Annotated in this window: 16 protein-coding genes; 7 read left to right on the top strand and 9 right to left on the bottom strand. The window is 70.0% G+C overall.

Going from position 1 to position 16,528, the window contains the following annotated elements:
• The first annotated feature begins 53 nt into the window (after positions 1-53).
• The 3 genes from ACNAW0_RS02830 (at position 54) to ACNAW0_RS02820 (ending at position 3,145) form a co-directional block, all read left to right on the top strand.
• Entirely contained in the window at positions 54-548 is a 495-nt protein-coding gene (locus ACNAW0_RS02830; protein ID WP_416286076.1) for a hypothetical protein, read from the top strand.
• Positions 549-656: 108 nt separating this feature from the next.
• A complete protein-coding gene (locus ACNAW0_RS02825; protein WP_416286075.1) occupies positions 657-2,063 on the top strand; it encodes a class II 3-deoxy-7-phosphoheptulonate synthase in 1,407 nt (468 codons plus the stop codon).
• A 62-nt stretch (positions 2,064-2,125) separates the two neighbouring features.
• Positions 2,126-3,145, top strand: a complete 1,020-nt coding sequence (locus ACNAW0_RS02820) for a threonine aldolase family protein (RefSeq protein ID WP_416286167.1) — start codon at positions 2,126-2,128, stop codon at positions 3,143-3,145.
• A gap of 95 nt (positions 3,146-3,240) precedes the next feature.
• Here ACNAW0_RS02820 and ACNAW0_RS02815 read toward each other — a convergent pair whose 3' ends face one another.
• The gene (locus ACNAW0_RS02815) at positions 3,241-4,101 is read right to left on the bottom strand and encodes a deoxyribonuclease IV (RefSeq protein WP_416286074.1); all 861 of its coding nucleotides are present in this window, start codon (positions 4,099-4,101) and stop codon (positions 3,241-3,243) included.
• A 56-nt stretch (positions 4,102-4,157) separates the two neighbouring features.
• Entirely contained in the window at positions 4,158-6,140 is a 1,983-nt protein-coding gene (gene pknB, locus ACNAW0_RS02810; RefSeq protein WP_416286073.1) for a Stk1 family PASTA domain-containing Ser/Thr kinase, read from the bottom strand.
• Positions 6,141-6,304: 164 nt separating this feature from the next.
• Between pknB and ACNAW0_RS02805 the strand changes: the two genes are divergently transcribed.
• Positions 6,305-6,694: an Rv2175c family DNA-binding protein gene (locus ACNAW0_RS02805; protein ID WP_416286072.1), complete on the top strand. Its 390-nt coding sequence runs from the start codon at positions 6,305-6,307 to the stop codon at positions 6,692-6,694.
• Between the two features lie 149 nt (positions 6,695-6,843).
• Here the strand turns inward: ACNAW0_RS02805 and ACNAW0_RS02800 are convergent, their stop codons facing one another.
• Entirely contained in the window at positions 6,844-7,926 is a 1,083-nt protein-coding gene (locus ACNAW0_RS02800) for a polyprenyl synthetase family protein (protein WP_416286071.1), read from the bottom strand.
• Between the two features lie 9 nt (positions 7,927-7,935).
• Entirely contained in the window at positions 7,936-9,399 is a 1,464-nt protein-coding gene (locus ACNAW0_RS02795; protein WP_416286070.1) for a transcriptional regulator, read from the bottom strand.
• Between the two features lie 56 nt (positions 9,400-9,455).
• Here ACNAW0_RS02795 and ACNAW0_RS02790 point away from each other — a divergent pair, with 56 nt between their 5' ends.
• Positions 9,456-9,617, top strand: coding sequence for a hypothetical protein (locus ACNAW0_RS02790; protein ID WP_416286069.1), 162 nt, complete (start codon positions 9,456-9,458; stop codon positions 9,615-9,617).
• Positions 9,614-9,931, top strand: a complete 318-nt coding sequence (locus tag ACNAW0_RS02785; RefSeq protein ID WP_416286068.1) for a helix-turn-helix domain-containing protein — start codon at positions 9,614-9,616, stop codon at positions 9,929-9,931. Before ACNAW0_RS02790 ends, ACNAW0_RS02785 begins: the two co-directional genes overlap by 4 nt.
• Here the strand turns inward: ACNAW0_RS02785 and ACNAW0_RS02780 are convergent.
• Positions 9,921-11,111 (bottom strand): ISAs1 family transposase, encoded by a 1,191-nt coding sequence (locus ACNAW0_RS02780; protein ID WP_416286067.1) that lies wholly within the window; start codon positions 11,109-11,111, stop codon positions 9,921-9,923. The two genes, ACNAW0_RS02785 and ACNAW0_RS02780, sit on opposite strands and share 11 nt — an antisense overlap.
• A 449-nt stretch (positions 11,112-11,560) precedes the next feature.
• On the opposite strand from ACNAW0_RS02780, the gene ACNAW0_RS02775 reads away from it, so the two are divergent.
• Positions 11,561-12,238, top strand: a complete 678-nt coding sequence (locus tag ACNAW0_RS02775) for a DUF2637 domain-containing protein (protein WP_416286066.1) — start codon at positions 11,561-11,563, stop codon at positions 12,236-12,238.
• A gap of 444 nt (positions 12,239-12,682) precedes the next feature.
• Here the strand turns inward: ACNAW0_RS02775 and ACNAW0_RS02770 are convergent, their stop codons facing one another.
• The 4 genes from ACNAW0_RS02770 to ACNAW0_RS02755 all read right to left on the bottom strand — a co-directional run bounded on the left by ACNAW0_RS02770 (position 12,683) and on the right by ACNAW0_RS02755 (position 15,889).
• The gene (locus tag ACNAW0_RS02770; protein WP_416286065.1) at positions 12,683-12,817 is read right to left on the bottom strand and encodes a hypothetical protein; all 135 of its coding nucleotides are present in this window, start codon (positions 12,815-12,817) and stop codon (positions 12,683-12,685) included.
• A 132-nt stretch (positions 12,818-12,949) separates the two neighbouring features.
• Positions 12,950-13,417, bottom strand: a complete 468-nt coding sequence (locus ACNAW0_RS02765; RefSeq protein ID WP_416286165.1) for an HK97 family phage prohead protease — start codon at positions 13,415-13,417, stop codon at positions 12,950-12,952.
• On the bottom strand, positions 13,398-14,576 hold the full coding sequence (locus tag ACNAW0_RS02760; protein WP_416286064.1) for a phage portal protein: 1,179 nt from the start codon (positions 14,574-14,576) through the stop codon (positions 13,398-13,400). The genes ACNAW0_RS02765 and ACNAW0_RS02760 overlap by 20 nt, the downstream gene beginning before the upstream one ends.
• A gap of 65 nt (positions 14,577-14,641) precedes the next feature.
• The gene (locus tag ACNAW0_RS02755; RefSeq protein WP_416286063.1) at positions 14,642-15,889 is read right to left on the bottom strand and encodes a phage major capsid protein; all 1,248 of its coding nucleotides are present in this window, start codon (positions 15,887-15,889) and stop codon (positions 14,642-14,644) included.
• Between the last annotated feature and the right edge of the window lie 639 nt (positions 15,890-16,528).

Raw genomic sequence — 16,528 nt, 5'->3', positions numbered from 1 at the left:
TGACAGACTCGCCGCTCGGCGTGTCTCGACGCCCACGCTGACGGGAGGGACCGATGGGCCTGACGCAACCGAGGCTGGTGGCCGGCGCCGCCCTGCTCGTGCTCCTGCCGGCCGCCCTGACCGGCTGTGGCATCGGGATCGGTGACGACACCGGGGACGCCTCGCCCAGCGGGACGCAGCGGGCGCCGGCCGACGAGGCGGCGGCCAAGAGTCGCGAGCGCGTGCAGGCGTACCTCGACGCGATGGCCGCCAAGGACGTCGACGCCGGCCGCAGCCAGCTCTGCGCGCCCACGCAGGACGCCTTCGACGTCGCCGCCACCGGCCCCAACGGCGACTTCGCCGACCACTTCACCGTCCCGCAGGCCACCATCACCGATGTCCGGTCCGGCCCGAACGGCCAGGAGGTCAGCGCCTCGATCACCGTCGCCGTCGCGTCCCGGAAGGCCACCCGGCCGCTGCTGTTCACGGTCACCCGCAGCGGCGCCGACTGGTGCATCTCGGCCGAGGCGCCGGGCGGCCACACCCCCGAGCCCTCCACCACCCCCTGACCGGGGGCTGGCCTGCGACCGGCCGGGACTGTGGCGGTGATCTCCCAACCACCGGAACCATCCCCCTCGGCGGCGGGCCGCGACCACCGTCGCCGTACGCTTTCTCCCATGCGCCATGAGTGGCATCAGTTGAGTCACCCCGCGGTGGGCAGCCCACAACTGCGGACCAGTCGTCCGACCGCCGACTCCGCCGAGGACGCGGCCCTCGGCCTGGACCGTTGGCGGGAGCTTCCCCGCGCGCAGACGCCGCCCTGGCCGGACCCGGCGGGGGTCGCCGAGGTGTGCAAGGTGCTCGACACGGTGCCCTCCGTGGTCGCGCCGTACGAGGTCGACCAGCTCCGGCAGCGGCTCGCGCTGGTCTGCGAGGGCAAGGCGTTCCTGCTCCAGGGCGGCGACTGCGCGGAGACCTTCGCGGACAACACCGAGAGTCACCTGCTGGCCAACGCCCGCACCCTGCTCCAGATGGCGATCGTGCTGACGTACGGCGCGTCGCTGCCGGTGGTCAAGGTCGCCCGGGTCGCCGGCCAGTACACCAAGCCCCGGTCGCTGCCGACCGACGCGCGCGGCCTCCCGGCCTACCGCGGCGACATGATCAACTCACTGGAGGCCACGCCGGAGGCCCGGGTCGCCGACCCGCAGCGCATGATCCGGGCGTACGCCAACTCGGCCGCCGCGATGAACATGCTCCGGGCGTACCTGGCCGGCGGGCTGGCCGACCTGCACGCGGTGCACGACTGGAACAAGGACTTCGTCAAGCAGTCGCCGGCCGGCGAGCGCTACGAGGCGATCGCCCGGGAGATCGACCGGGCCATCGCCTTCATCCGCGCCTGCGGGATGACCGCGGACGAGGCGCTGCGTACGGTCACTCTCTACTGCTCCCACGAGGCCCTCGCGCTGGAGTACGACCGGGCGCTCACCCGGATCTCCGGCAACCGGGCGTACGGCCTCTCCGGGCATTTCCTCTGGATCGGCGAGCGGACCCGGCAGATCGACGGGGCGCACATCGACTTCATCTCCCGGATCGCCAACCCGATCGGCGTGAAGCTCGGCCCGACCACCACCCCCGACGAGGCCATCGAGCTCTGCGAGAAGCTCAACCCGGACAACATCCCCGGCCGGCTCACCCTGATCAGCCGGATGGGCAACCACCGGGTCCGGGACACCCTGCCCCCGATCGTGGCCAAGGTCACCGCCGCCGGTGCCAAGGTGGTCTGGCAGTGCGACCCGATGCACGGCAACACCCACGAGTCCTCGAACGGCTACAAGACCCGGCACTTCGACCGGATCGTCGACGAGGTGCTCGGCTACTTCGAGGTGCATCGCGGCCTGGAGACCCACCCGGGCGGCCTGCACGTCGAGCTGACCGGCGAGGACGTCACCGAGTGCCTCGGCGGCGCCCAGGGCATCGAGGACCTCGACCTGCCCGACCGGTACGAGACCGCCTGCGACCCGCGACTGAACACCCAGCAGTCGCTGGAGCTGGCCTTCCTGGTGGCGGAGATGCTCCGTGGCTGACGCGAGGAGTGAGCTTGCGAGCCCCGCAGTCGGCAGCCGAAAGGAATACCGTGGTTGACAACCTGATCGATCTGCGTTCCGACACGGTGACCCGGCCCACCGCCGGGATGCGGGAGGCGATGGCCACCGCCGAGGTCGGCGACGACGTGTACGGCGAGGACCCGACCGTCGCCGCGTTGGAGGCCGAGGTGGCCGCCCGCTTCGGGCACGAGGCCGCACTGTTCGCCCCGAGCGGCTCGATGGCCAACCAGATCGCCCTCCAGCTCGTCGTGCCACCCGGCGAGGAACTGCTCTGCGACGCCGACGCGCACGTCGTCACGTACGAGATCGGCGCGGCGGCCGCGTACGGGGGGATCTCGTCGCGGACCTGGCCGGCGGTCGGCGCGGAGCTCGACCCGGACGTGGTGGCCGGGATGATCCGGCCTGACGGCTACTTCGCGGTGCCGACCCGGGCGATCGCCGTGGAGCAGACCCACAACCGGGGCGGCGGCGGGGTGATCCCCCTCGCGGCCCTGCGTGAGCTGCGCCGGGTCGCCGACGAGCACGGGCTCGCCCTGCACTGCGACGGCGCCCGGATCTGGCACGCGCACGTCGCCGACGGCGTGCCGCTGACCGAGTACGGGACGCTCTTCGACACCCTGTCCGTCTGCTTCTCCAAGGGCCTTGGCGCGCCGGTCGGCTCCCTGGTGATCGGCAGCGCCGAGAAGATCGAACGGGCCCGGTGGATCCGCAAGCGGATGGGCGGCGGCATGCGGCAGGTCGGCGTCGTCGCCGCCGCCGGCCGGTACGCCCTCGCCCACCACGTCGAGCGCCTCGCCGAGGATCACGCCAAGGCCGCCCGGCTGGCCGAGGCCGTCGCCCCGTTCGGGGTGCTCGCCACGCCGGTGCGGACCAACATCGTCCCGCTCGACCTGACCAAGCACCCGCTCGACGCGAAGGCCCTCGCCGCAGCCGCCCGGGCGGAGGGCGTGCTGATCTCGGTGCTCGGCCCGCGTACCGCCCGCCTGGTCACCCACCTGGACGTCTCGGACGCCGCCGTCGACCGCGCCGCCGAGGCCCTCACCCGCGTCCTCCGCGCCTGACCGCCGCAGGGCTTCGTTGATCAGGGAGCTTGCGTCGGATTCCGCGCTTCGGACGACGCGAACTCCTTGGTCAACGCGGGCCGGGGCGGGGGGTGTTAGGGGTGGAGGCGGTTTAGGGTGGCGATGTCGGCGGCGTGGCCGATGTGTTGCTCCGTCGGGGTTTCCACCAGGACCGGGATGCCTGCGGTGGCCGGATGCCGCATCAGCTCGGCGAACGCCGGCTCGCCGATGGTGCCCTTGCCGATGTTCTCGTGCCGGTCCCGGGTCGAGCCGCACAGGTCCTTCGAGTCGTTCGCGTGCACCAGCTTCAACCGGTCCACGCCGACGGTGGCGACCAGGATGTCCAGCGTGGTGGTCATCCCGCCCTCGGTCGCCAGGTCGTGGCCGGCGGCCCAGGCGTGGCAGGTGTCGAAGCAGACGCCCATCATCGGGTGGCGGTCCACCGCGTCCAGGTACGGGCCCAGGTGCTCCACCCGGGAGGCCAGCGACCGGCCGCCCCCGGCGCTCGGTTCGACCAGCAGCATCGGCCCGTCGACCGCCGCCGCCTCGTCCAGCAGCGGCAACAGGGCCTCGCGTACCTGCCGCATCGCCGTTTCGGCGTGCCCCGCGTCGACGGCGCTGCCGGCGTGGAACACCACGCCCTCGGCGCCGATCGCCCGGCCCCGGCGCAGCGCGTGCGCCAGGGTCTGCGTCGACCGGTCAACCGTGGCCGGCGTGGGGGAGCCGAGGTTCACCAGCAGCGAGGCGTGGATGAACACCGGCACCCCCCGCTCGCGGCAGCCGTCCCGGAACAGCGCGTCCTGCTTCGGGTCGCCAGACGGCAGGGCCCAGCCGCGGGAGTTCGAGACGTAGACCTGCACCACCTCGGAGGCCGCCGCGTCGACGTACGGCAGCGCCGCCTTCGCCAGGCCGCCCGAGGTGGGGGTGTGCGAGCCGATCCGCCGCCGCGCGCTCACCGGTCCAGCTTTCGTTCGCGACTGCGGGGCTCGCAAGACCGGCTCACTCCTCGCGCTCAAAAGCACGTCACCGTGACCGGGGTGCCCGGGGCCGCCGGCGTGCCTTCGCCCGGGTTCTGGAAGCGGACCACCCCGTTCGGGTTGAGCTGCATCGTGGTCGGGAACCCCTGGCCCTCCAGCGTCTGCTTGGCCTGCTCGCAGGGCATGTCGATCACCCGGGGCACGGGCACCTCCGGTGGCCCCTTGCTCAGCTCCAGCTTGACCTGGGCGCCCTTCTCCACGCCGGTGCCGTCGGCCGGGCTCTGCCCGAGGACCTCGTCCTTCGGCTTGTCCGAGTCCTTGTACGACTCCACCGGGGTCAGTCCGAGCTGGGCGAGGATGTTCCGGGCGTCGTTGATGTTCTTGCCCACCAGGTTCGGTACGGAGATCGGGGCCCGGCCCTTGCTCAGCGTCACCGTCACCTTTGTGCCCGGCTTGACCACCGTGCCCACCTTCGGGTTGGTGGCCAGCACCACCCCGGCGGGCAGCTCGTCGTCGTACTTGTCGGGGCCCTTGGCCACCACCAGCTTGGCGTCGGTCAGCTCGGCCTGCGCCAGCTCGAACTCCTTGCCCACCACGTCGGGCACCGGCAGCTGCTCCGGACCGAGCGACAGGGTCAACGTGATGGTGCCGCCCTTGAGGATCCGGGCCGCGGCGGCCGGATCCTGCCCCAGCACGCTGTCCTTCGGCACCTTCTCGTCGTAGCGACGCTCGGCGTACTTCAGGGTGAAGCCACCGCGGGCGGCCTGCGCCTCCGCGTCGGCCTGGGTCAGGCTCACCAGTTGCGGGGCGACCGTGTAGCGGCCCACTCCGAACCACCAGCCGCCGACCGCGGCGACCAGGCCGAGCACCACGACCGCCGCGGCCACCGCCAGCCGGCCGCGCGGCGTGCCCATCAGCCGGGTACGCAGCTCGGCCAGCCCGCCGACCAGCTCGCCTGCGGGGGCGGCCGGGCGGCGGTGCGAGCGCTGCCCGCCGCCCTCGGGCAGCCGGGCCCAGGCGGGGCGTTCGGCGGGGCGGACCGCCGCCACCACCATGGTGGGCTGGGCCACCGGGGCGAGCGCGTCGGCCACCTTGGGCAGCACCGTGGTGTGCGAGTTGGGGTTGCCCAGATTGTCCCGGGCCACCTGTACCTCGGCCAGCAGCGCACCGGCGTCGGCGGGCCGGGCGTCCGGGTCCCGCCGGGTGGTCCGGCCGACCAGGTCGTCGAGGATCTTCGGCACGCTCGGCACCAGGGTCGACGGGGCGGGCACGTCCCGGTCGACATGCTGCCACGCGACGTCCACCGGGCGGTCGCCGTCGTACGGCACCCGGCCGGTGAGCATCTCGAACAGCACGATGCCGGCGGAGTAGACGTCGGTGCGCGGATCCGCCCGGCCCTCGGTGACCAGCTCCGGGGCCACGTACGCCACCGTGGCCATCAGCTGGTTGCCGTTCTCCTCCTCGGCGCTCGCCTCGACCGCGCGGGCCAGCCCGAAGTCGGCCACCTTGACCACGCTGTCCACCAGGTTGAAGGTGCCGCCGGAGGGTGCCTCGGCGACCAGCACGTTCTCCGGTTTGACGTCGCGGTGCACCAGGCCGGCCCGGTGGGCGGCGGCGACCGCGGCGAGCATCTGCTCGGCGATCGCGAGGGCCTCGTCCGGGTTGAGCCGGCGCCGCTCGGCGAGGACGTCGCGCAGGGTGCGGCCCCGGACGTACTCCATCACCAGGTAGGGAAGGCCACCATGGGTGCCCTGGTCGTAGACCGCCACCACGTTGGGGTGGGTCAGCCGGGCGATGGTCTTCGCCTCGTCGGTGAACCGCTCGACGAAGCCGGCCATCCGGGACTGGGCCTCGGGTGCCTGGGTCGGATGAATGATCTTGACCGCCACGGTGCGCTCCAGGCGCTCGTCGGTGGCGGTGTACACGGTCGCCATGCCGCCACGAGCCACGCGACCGCGAATGCGGTAGCGCCCGTCGATCAGCGAGCCCAGCAACGTGTCGGCGACCTGTGTGTCCATCGGCAGGCAGTCTATGTGTCGGAGGGGTGAAGGTTGAACAGGATGCTACAGCCGGGGTCCGACCTCCCTCCCGTCACGCGGTGTGGACCGGCGCCGCCAGGTCCGAAAGCGCCCGGCGGGGGTGCCGGTGCCAGGGCCGGCCAGGCGCGTGGCAGGGTGGTCGGGTGACCGATTCCGTACCCGCCGACGCGGCCGCCACCGGCGCCGACCTGCCCGGACCGGCCGACCCGGCCGGCTGGCTGACCCTGCCGGACGTGGCCGAGCGCCTCGACCTGTCGATCAGCAAGGTGCACCAGATGATCCGGGACCGGGAGTTGATCGCGGTACGCCGTGACGGCGTCCGCCGCGTCCCGGCCGACCTGGTGGCCAACCGCACCGTGCTCAAGCACCTGCCCGGCGTGCTGAACCTCCTCGCCGACTCCGGGTACGACGACGAAGAGGCGCTGCGCTGGCTCTACGAGGAGGATCCCACCCTCCCCGGCACCCCGGCCGTCGCCCTCGCCGGCGACCAGGCCCGCGAGGTCAAACGCCGCGCCCAAGCCCTCGGCTTCTAAACCCCACCCGTTACCCGCCCCGCCCTGCCGTTGATCATGAAGTTGTTGTCATGACACGCCGATGAGCGGTGCAAACAACTTCATGATCAACCGCGCCTCCGGCGGGCGGGCGGGGTGGGGGCGGCGTGGGGTTGGTGGGGGAGTGACGGTCAGTCGGTGCGGCGAGTGGCGGCGATGGCCAGGTCGACCAGGGCCTGGCGGGCCTCGGTGTCCAGTTCGACCGCGGCGAGGGCGGCGAGCGCGCTCTCGGTCAACGCCGCGATCCGCCGTTCGGTACGCTCCAACGCCCCACTGGCCGTGATCAGCTCACGCAGCCGGATCACCCCGGCGGTGTCCAGCTCCGGATCGCCGAGCCCGCCGAGCAGCAGCTCACGGCCGGCGTCGTCGACCTCCTCCAGGGCGGTCGCGACCAGGTACGTCCGCTTGCCCTCGCGCAGGTCGTCGCCGGCCGGCTTGCCGGTGCGCTCCGGGTCCCCGAAGACGCCCAGCACGTCGTCGCGGAGCTGGAACGCCTCGCCCAGCGGCAGCCCGTAGGCCGAGTACGCCGCGTGCACCTCCGGCGGGGCGCCGGCCAGCGCGGCGCCCAGCAGCAGTGGCCGCTCGACCGTGTACTTCGCCGACTTGTAGCGGGCCACCTTGCCGGCCCGCTCCCGGGAGGTGTCCCCGGTGACCTGGGTCAGCACGTCGAGGTACTGCCCGACGGTCACCTCGGTGCGCATCTCGTCGAAGACCGGGCGGGCCCGGGCCACCGCGCGCGGGTCGAGGCCGGCGGAGTGCAGCAGCTCGTCCGACCAGACCAGGCAGAGGTCGCCGAGGAGGATCGCCGCCGCGTCGCCGAAGCTGTCCGGGTCGCCACCCCAGCCGGCCGCACGGTGCCGGGCCGCGAAGCGCCGGTGCACCGCCGGCTCGCCGCGCCGGGTGTCCGAGCGGTCCATCAGGTCGTCGTGCATCAGGGCACTGGCCTGGACGAACTCCAGCGCGGCGAGGGCCGCCACCACCTGGTCGGAGTCGACCCCGCCGGCGCCCCGGTAACCCCAGTACGCGAACGCCGGGCGCAACCGCTTCCCACCCCCCAACACGAACGCCTCGATCGCCTCGGCGACCGGCACCAGGCCGTCATCGACGGCGGCCAGCCAGCCGCGCTGGCCGGCGAGGAACTCGGTGAGGGCCTTGTCGATCCGCTGACGCAGGCCGGCGCGGTCGACGGGGGATACGGGAGCAGCGTGGGTCACGCGAGAACGCTAGCCGGTTCCCGCCGGTCGCGTCGTGCCGCCATGGCGCGGTTTCGACCGGGGCCGCCGGGATCCGGCCGCGCCGTACCCGCCCGCCGCGACGACCGGCAGGTACGGGCGGGCCGCGGCGAGCAGGCCGGTGTACCGCCGGGCCGCCGGCTCGTCTCGGTGCGCGGCCAGTCGGCGGCGTACCTCGGTGAGCTGGCCGACCGCCCGGGGCGAGCCGGACCGGACGGCGTCGAGCAGCGCCTCGCCGGCCACCGCGCAGGCCCCCGCCACCTCGCCGAGCTGCAGGTGTGCCCGGGCCAGCCAGCCGCCGTAGACCGCCGTCCGGCGCGGCCCACCCCGCCCGTTCGCGACCGGCGCCAGCAGCGGCACGGCGGGCCCGGCGCGGCCCAGCGCGACCAGGGTACGGCCGGTCATCGCGGACAGTTCGACCTCGTCGAGCCAGTACAGCCAGGGCGGTTCCCGGCCCGGTCCGGGCCCACCGGTCCGCTCGGCGGCGTCGAGGGCCTGCCGGGCCGTCCGCGTCCGCCCAGCGAGCGCGGCGGCGAGCGCCACCCGGTGCAGCAGCAGCGCCCGCAGACCGGGCGAGGCCGCGTCGCGGCTGCCGGCGTACCCGATCCGGGCCAGCGTCAGCGCCCCCAGCGGATCCCCGATGCCGGCCAGCAGGTGGCTGGCCGACCCGAGCACGTGCCCGGCGAACCCCGGGTCGGCGGCGGCCACCGCCGCGCGCAGCGCCAGCCGGTAGGCGTCCAGGGCCCCGGCCAGGTCCCGGGCGTCGGCGGCGAGCCAGCCGGCGAGCTGCGCCGACTCGGCCAGCACCGGCAGCAGCCGGCGGCGGCCGACCGGCCCGGCGACCGCGAACTCCCGGGCCGCCCGGCGTAGCCGGCGGATGCCCTGCCCGGCCAGGTCGGCCCCACCCAGCAGGTCGTCCCAGCGCCGCAGCTCCGCCAGGTCGGCGGCGTCCGGGGCAGCCGCGGACGCCGGCCGCGCTGGTGTCCCGCGCGGCCCGGCTGTCCCGGGTCCGGTTGCCCTTGGTTCGGCGGTGGCCGGTCCGGTCGCCTCTGGTTCGGTGGTGGCCGGTCCGGTCGCCTCTGGTTCGGCGGTGGCCGATCCGGTCGCCCTTGGTCTGGCGCTGGCCGGTCCGGTTGCCGGTCGGTCGGGAACGGGTGCGGTACCGCCCGGCGCGGCCAGGGTGCGGTCGGCGAGCGGGCCGCCCAGCGACGCGCCGGACGGGTCGGCCGCCCAGCGGTGAGCGAGGGTGAGCAGCGCCAGCCGCGAGCGGGAACCGGCCAGATCGACCGCCGGCGGTACCACGCCCAGTCGGCGGCTGTGCGCTGCGGCCTCGGCGAGGATCTCACCCGGCACCCCGAGGACCACCGCGAGCCAGCCCGACCAGAAGTCGCCGGGCAGCCGGCGCTGCCGCTCCCACCGCGAGACCTCGCGACAGGCAGGTTTACAGACCTGCATAGAACGCCCCGGCTGGTGCTGGAACACCACCGGGGCCGGCCGGGAGGTCCCCCGACATGCAAACCCTAACCCCTGCCGCCGCGCTCGCCGTGGCCGCGTTGGCCCCGTTCCGTCCCCGTAACCGCGCTGAGGCTGCCGCCCTGCTCGCGTCGTGGGCCCGCCGGGACACCCTCACCCCCGCCGACGTGCGTGCCGTGCTCTCGGCGGTGGCCCGATGAGTGCCGCTGTCAAGGCCGCGATGCTGGCCACCAAGGATCTCGGGAAGAACGAACGTGCTGTGGCTATCGCCATTGCGGCGCATGCCAACCGGGAGGGTCAGGCGTGGCCGTCCGTGGCCACGATCGCTGAGTACGCGGGTTGCTCGGAGCGGACCGTGCAACGGTGCCTCGCCAAGCTGGTTCAGCTTGGCCGCCTGGTCGTGTCCAAGGTCGCGGGTATCGCCACCCGGGTTTACCGCCTGGTGACCGGACAGACCACCCCGGCCCCTGTCGGGGGCGACAACCCGGGGGGTGCACCCAGGGTCATTGCGTAGTTGGGTAGCTGCTGGTCACGGTGGTGATGAGGTCGTGGGGGCGGCGGTTGGCGCGTCGGGTGGCTCTGGCGATGTTGGTCTCGCCGTTGCTGCGGTGGAATCCGATGGCGGTGTTGCGCAGGACCGCTGCGACGGCGGGTCCGTTGCCGGTACGGGCCCGGTGGGCGTCCTCGTGGAAGGTCACATCGCGGACCCAGTGCAGCCGGTTCTCGATATGCCATTCCAGGCGGGCCCATTCCTGCAGGTCGGCGGGTTGGGCGTGGGCGGCGGGCAGTGACGCCACCAGATAGACGGTCTCTCGTGTGCGCTTGCCGGCCACAGTGCGGGAGCGGGTGATCCGGACGGCCTGTTGGGCGTGGGGGAAGCCGATGCCACCGGGAGTCTGGACGGTCAACGCCTTGACGGTACGGGTCTCGCGGCGGCCGTGTCCGGTGTCGCGGTGTTGGTCCCCGACCGGCACCTGCGCCCAGGGCAGTTGCTTGAGCTGGGCGAACAAGGTCGGCTGGTTGGCCTTGACCGACACGTACAGGTGCCCGCCGGCAGCGGCGACGGCTCGGGCGTGAGCGACCTGCGCGTGCAGCGCGTCCGCGACGATCACCACACCCGCCAGGCCGCCCAGCCGGGCCGCGACCTGCTCCAGCAGCGGAGCGAACGCCGGAATCTCGTTCGACTTCGCCGCTACCTGGACCTGCGCCAGGACCACACCGGTCGAGGTGTCGTAGGCCGACAGCAGATGGACCCGTCCCTCGGGCAGGACAGCGCCCCGCACCACCTTGCCGTCAACGGCGATGACCCGCCGCACCGGCGGCGGCGCCGACAGCCGGGAGCACAGCCAGTCGGCCAGCACCGCTGTCAACGTCTCGGCGTCGACGCGGACCAGCAACCGCCACACCGTGGTCAAGACCGGCACCCGACCGGTGAACCCGAGCCGGCCCCACGCCGGCGCATCGAGATCATCGACCCAGTCGGCGATCGCGGCGAACGTGCTGGCTCCGGCCATGACCGCGCACACCGCGACCGCGAGCACGCTCGCCAAGGGGTACCGGATCCCTCGCGGGTCACGCGGGTCAGGAACTCGTGTCAGGGCCACCAGCAGGCCATCCGACTCACGGCCGGCAGCCGTGGTGTCGGTCGAGGCGGGGGCGTGCTGACGGATCACGTCGATCAGCGATGATGACATGCGCGGGTGTGGTCCTTGTCGGTGTCATGTTGTCTCAGCAACTCCATGATCACCGGCGGGGCCGCACCCGTCCCGCGTCACCCTCCAATCAGGCCACGACACCGCGTATGCCCAGGTCAGACACACCTTAACCGACTACGCAAAGACCCTGGGGGTGCACCCCGGCAGAACGGCACTTTTGAAGGTGACACCCTGGCTGTCACCCAAAGGGGTGAAGATCAATCTAGGAAGTTGAAGGGTCGCGCTGACGCGCTCCGGAGATTCCTCCCCAGCAGCAAAACCAAGAACCCCAACCCCAACCCGCAGCGACCCCCGTACGGCTACCCGGAACGTCGGGGCGCGGCCCTGCCGCCCCCTCCCGGTGGTGACCGCTGCCAGCGTCCCGGACACATCGGGCAGCCTGCTGGCCGGTGCATCCCGTGCCGCTCTGAGGCTCTGGCCGGTGACCGATGAGCCGCAGTGAGCGCGTAGAGCGCGCCGCCCTGGTGCTGATCCTGCTCACCGTTGGCGGGGCGGCTGGTGCCGCCAGCTTCACCCACGTCCACGACTGGACCATGGGCAACAGCCCGACCGGAACCCCGGGATGGTTCGGGTGGGCGAACGCGGTCATCAGTGAGTTGGTGCCCATTGGGGCCCTGTTGACCATCCGGCAGCGCCGACGTTCCGGCGGCAGCACCACCTACCCGATGTTCCTGCTCCTGTGCGCCGTGGCGTTGAGCCTGTCTGCTCAGCTAGCCGTGGCTAAACCGGGCCCTTCCGGGTGGCTCCTGTCCGCCGTTCCGGCGCTCGCGTTCATGGGGCTTTCCAAGCTGGTGCTGTCCGGAAAGCCTGCCGCCGTTGTTCCGGAACCCGTTGCGCAGCAACAGGAAACGGCCCTAGAGGGCCCGGAGGAAGCTACCCCTACCGTCGCCCCCGTGGCGGCCCCGGAGAGGCCCACGGACGCCCCTGCCGGCCCCGTAGTGCCGGAACCTGTGACCCCCGTTCGGAAGCGTCGCCCCGCCCATGAGACTGCCCGGCTAGCCGCCGCGATGTTCCGGGAACATCCCGGGATCGAACGCGTCGAGGTAGCCCGACGTTTGGGCATCTCTGACCGCCGTTTGAGGGTAGTGCTCAGCGGGGCCGCCTAGTACGGTTCCGCGCCATGGGTGCTCTCAAGCCGTGGCACATCGCCATCCTGTGTTGCTTCGTGTCGTCAGCCGTGCTCATCGGCGGCCTGGTCTGGCTAGTGGTCAAGAAGGCCAGCCGCCGCCGGTAGCGCGGGAGTTGCACAGCACAGGAAGGGATCACCCGCCTTGAGGATCGTTGAGGATTCCCCCGGGGTATGGGTCAGCTACATCAACCCGCCGGTTAGCGCCGCCCGCGTGGCGGAACTGGTCGCCCAGCTCCCCCCGGAGGCTGTCTGCACTGAGGTTGTGCTCCACCCTGACGGAATCCTGTTCGCCACGTTCGAAACCGGCAGCGACGCTGCCGGATAGGCTGCCCTAGGAACGCCACAAAGCGAAACGGACGGCCGGGGTAGGTAGAGATACCACCCCGGCCGTTTCTCACGTCTGCGGTCATTCTAGGGCCGTTTAACGGCCCTGAAAGCGGCCCCTAAACGTCCAGCGTTGGTGTTCCGGCAGCAGGCAGGAATACGAGCCACAGGAGGTGCCGAATACGCTGATGAAATCCGCCTCATCAGGCTCAGCCAACAGCAGCATCTTCACGTTGACCACGCTTCCATCCGGAAGGGTGTGGTAACACCTTCCGCTACTGCGCTTCCGGCCATCCCAGATCACGCACCCATCCTTGATGGTGCTGTGTTGCCGCACCCAATCGGGCCAACCCTCACCCACCGGTCACCCCGTGGCCTGAGCGGCAACGGTCAGCCCGTACGTATCCGGGTAGGCGGGGAACGCCACTGGGGACACGTCGAGGATTACAGCGCGCCGGATAGTGCGCAGCGGCGTACCGTCCGGCAGGCTTCCCCAATCCTCGCGGACGCTGCGGAACTGAAACGACGAGTGCACCAGGTCCCCGCGCTCAACGGCACGGGCCACCGTCTGCCCTAGCGGGCTATCCGGTAGGTCAATCTCGTAACGCAGCCCCGTAGCGTCCTCGGTAAGCCGCAGGGTGCCGGCACCCTGTCGGCCCAAGATTTGGTTAGGGTCATGGTTGAGTAGGCCCCGAACGTCACTTGTCCGCAGAGAGTCAGTGAACGCACCCGGGGCGATCTGCTCAACGAAACCGCCCAAGTCAACAGACGGTTTCAGCCAGACAGCGGCGTACCCGCTGATTGTGCCAGCGTTAACCGCCAGCGGCTGCACCGTCGATCGGATTTCCAGCACCACTACCCCCCTTCCCCGTGGGTTCAATGAATGCGGCACCCTGGCCGCCCGGGATGGGCTCCAAATCCTCAAGGGCCCTAACCTCGTCGCGGCTCATAAAGCCGGACGTGATGGCCGTCCGGTAAGCCGAATAACGCTCGGTCGTCTTAGCCCGCAACCGGGCGTCAACGTTGAACCGCACATACTGGCGACTAGGCAGCAAGCCTGAAAAGGCTTGCTCAAGCCGAATGATCCACGGCAACAGGGTGTAGTCAACGAAGAACTTGTTTTGCTCCTCAACCCCGGAACCCCACGAACTCTGTACGGTCGGATCAACCATGTGCGGAGGCACCCGGTACAGTTGCGCGATCTGCAAATTCTGGAAACGGCGCGTCTCCAAGAACTGTGCTTGCTCCGGGGTAACCGAAATGCTCTTCCATGTCGCCCCGCCGGTAAGGATGCCGACGCTGTGGCTGTTCTTGGTGCCCGCGCGAGACTTCTTCATCATCTGAGCCATCACGGCAACTTCCCCCGGCTTAGGGTTACCGGGGTGCTCGACAACGCCGGAAAGCGTGGTGCCCTGGCCGAAGAACCGGGCCCCGAATTCCTCAGCGACCAAGCCGAGCCCAATGGACTGCCGCGCCTGCTCTACTGGTGAAAGCCCCCGTAGATCACCAGGGCGGGTGAACGCCGGAATATGAATGATCGAATCCCCGGCAATCGGCTTGCCGTCAACCCGGTACACAACATCGGTGCCGTCCGTCGCCCAATCGACCGTAACCCTATGCGGATCAATCGGCACCAGTGCAGCAATCCCGCCCCGGTCGTTGCGTCCCGCAAAAATGAAGGCGTTGCCGTCCAGCAGCAGCGAACTAACCACTTGGTGCCAGAACGTAAACGGCGTCATGTACGGGTTAGGGCTCTTCACCCACGTCGGCAGCGTTGCCGACACCTTCCGGCCGTCAACATCCCGGTAAACGTCAACCGGAAGACTAGCGATACCCGAGGCGATCAAATCAACGCAACTGTAAAGCACATTCAGCCGCAGGGCTGAATCGTCAGTAACAGAAACCCCGGCATGCGTGTTCCCGTTCATGCTGCCCATTTCCGCGAGCGTCACGGTTTGCTCAGAACGCTTTTCGCGTCGAAACCAAGCCATCAAAAACCTCCCCCCAAAGAGAAAGAAAGGGCCGGGGCGGAAAGCCCCGGCCCTAGTCCGTTAGATCAGAGAAGGCCCTTAATGACCTCGATAGCCTCCGGGCGGAGGGTCTGAACGTCGGCACGCAGCCAGCCCACGAAACCAATCTGACCGTTGGCGAGGAACGCCTCACGCATCGGCAGAATGCGGAAATCGGTACGCATGCCGATACCCACACCCTGCGACCAATCCGCAATGAAGGCGTCAGACGCCTTGTTAGCGGCCGTGCCCTGCGTCTGGTTGGTCTTCACACCGTTAGTCGAGTAGCGGGCAACCCGAGACACGTACTCCGGGGCCACCAGATAGGGGCCCGTGGTGCCGTTTTCACGCTGCTTAGCAAGGCCCGCCTCAGTGCGCGGAGCAACGATGATGCCGGACGGCGTGTAGTTCTTGGCCTCAAGCCGGGCCACACCATCAATAAGCATGTCCCACGTCGGGGCGGCACCGTTGGTGGCTGCCTCAGTCGAGGTGACACCCGAGGCGGTGTAAACGCCCTGAGGGGTCGGGGCAACACCCGAACCGTAAAGGGCAGCCTGATCGAGAGCAATACCGAACTGCTCAGCCAAAGCCTTAGTAAGGATGTCACCGAAATTCGGGGCATCCTCCACAACCTCAAGAGACGCCTTCACCAGCACAGCCAGAGACCGGGCCGTGAAAGTGACCTCACCAAAGGTCATGTCGGACTCACCGATAACGGCAGCCTCGTTGCGCCACGCCGGAACGGCGTCACCGACAACCTTGGTCACCTTGAGCGTGTTACTGCTCATCGGGTAAATGGACGCCCCAGCACGGGCAACCGCAGTCTTGTTACGGGCCAGGTCCAGAACGCCGGCCGCGTACTCCGTCGGCACCAGATAGCCGCCCTTGTTGCCGGTGCCCTCCGACTGTGCGCGCACCTCGCCGCGCATAACCGACCGGACGTAGTTGCCGAACTCGGAAGCCGTGGCGGCCTGGACGCCGGCCACATCGGCAAACGACCGCTCCTCATCCAGGGGCAGCCCGTAGCGCACCTCAGGCTTAGCCTTCCCGGTCAGGATGGCCGGGGCACCAGCGATCACCCGCCGTGCCTCGTCCTGGTTGCTGCGCTGCTCAGCGTCGTCAAACAGAGCCTTCAACCCGTCCCGCTTCTCAACGTCCGAGGCTTCCAGCTTGAGCAGGGCCTCAACCTCGCCTCGCTGCTCACCAGCACCCCGCAGAATGCGGGCAGTCTCGTCCGGCTTAAGCCCCCGGCTTTCCTTCTCCGCCGTGGCCAGCATCGCAAGAATGTTCTTCAAAGTTCCTCCAAACAGAAATAGCCGCCCCAATCGGGACGGCTAAAGAGTTAGAAAGCTATTCAGTTGTTTGGCTTGGCTGCGCTTGTCCAGCGCACCCGGGTATCCCGTTTAAGGTCCCTAATCAGCCGCACCAACGGGTGCGGCTTTGGCTCACTTAGCGGCGTCGAGGGCATCAATAGCCGCCACGGCAAACAGCGCGTAGCAGCGAGCCCAGCCAGGCTGCCCAATCTCAAGGCAACGGTGCGTGCGTCGGCCAAACTCGTCCGCCATAAACTCAAGGTCCGTAGCGTCCAGCTCCCGGAAAGCCTCAACAAGCTTGTCCATATGTGGTTCCCCCTCACTTGGATACAGAAAAGGGGACACCCGGTTAGGTGTCCCCTGCTCTGTTCGTGGATTACATCAGGGCTACTGCCCTCTACTCCCCAGGCAATAACTCAGTCACCAGAAAGGAACTTCCGTGCTTCATCCTCAGTCCAGCCTGGGAAGAGTGACAGGAACCGTTCAAGCTCAAGTCGCTTAACCTCCCGGTCCTGTGCCCGGTCCTCCCGGTCATCCTGCCAACCTTTGCGAAGGTCAACCACGGACCACCCCTGGTTTTTGATAGGCGCTCCGTTGCCATCAAACATGGGGAAGGCGTCC

The sequence above is a fragment of the Micromonospora sp. SL1-18 genome (assembly GCF_047921505.1).
Lineage (GTDB): Bacteria > Actinomycetota > Actinomycetes > Mycobacteriales > Micromonosporaceae > Micromonospora.
Note: the sequence above shows the minus strand (reverse complement) of the source record. Positions and strands in the feature narration are given on the sequence as shown.